Annotated in this window: 1 protein-coding gene; it reads left to right on the top strand. The window is 45.5% G+C overall.

The window, feature by feature from the left end; translation table 11 throughout:
* The first annotated feature begins 68 nt into the window (after window positions 1-68).
* A protein-coding gene (locus ACWP87_RS13775) for an IS5 family transposase (RefSeq protein WP_269843164.1) occupies window positions 69-856 on the top strand; the annotation gives its coding sequence in 2 pieces (ribosomal slippage) (window positions 69-336 and window positions 336-856; 789 coding nt in all).
* Window positions 857-874 lie beyond the last annotated feature (18 nt).

The raw sequence follows: 874 nt of genomic DNA on the forward strand, positions 1-874 counted from the left end.
AGAAACTGTTTGAGGTCTTTGAAAGACGCTTGAATTTCCGGTAAAATATGTGAAAAAAGGACTTCATTATGACTGATTATCCAAGCAATATCACTCGTGACCAATTTGAATTGATTCGCGTTGACCTTGAGACGTTTCGCAAGCGTACATGTCCTCGAAGGGTGGACCTATTTGATGTCTTCAATGCAGTGCTTTACGAGCTTCGTACGGGCGCTCAATGGCGTCAGTTGCCGCATGATTTTCCGAAATGGCAAACCGTTTACACTTACTTTGCCATGTGGTCAAAACCATTAGCTAATTCGGAATATTCCCTGATTGACCTGCTTTTAAAAAAATTGTCGCTCGAGAGCGATTACGAATGGGACGATCGGTACGAACGTCGTTCGTAATTCTTGATGCGCAAAGCGTCAAAAATACGGCAACACCCCAAAATAAAGGGTATGATGGCGGCAAGAAAATCAGTGGGATTAAACGCCACCTTGCCGTTGATATTAATGGTCTCCCATTCGCGATCCACATTACCACAGCTAATGTCTCCGAACGGGACGGTGCGATCGCTTTACTCGCGTTAAATGAAGAGCAGTTTGATCTTGTTCAGCGAGTGATGGCCGATGGTGGCTATACAGGCGACAACTTCGCCCAGTCGGTCCATGCAATCATTGGTGCAGATGTCATTATCGCCAAACAAAGTGATCTGAAGAACGGTCAAGTAACGCCACAGCGCTGGGTCGTGGAACGTAGTTTCAGTTGGTTAACCAACTGGCGACGGCTTTTGTTCAATTGCGAACGCAAGTTAAATACCAGTAAAGTCATGGTTGCTATGGCCTTTATAGGGATCCTGCTTGCTCGTCAATAGAGACCTCAAACAGCTTCT

Source organism: Lacticaseibacillus sp. 22 (genome assembly GCF_055413445.1).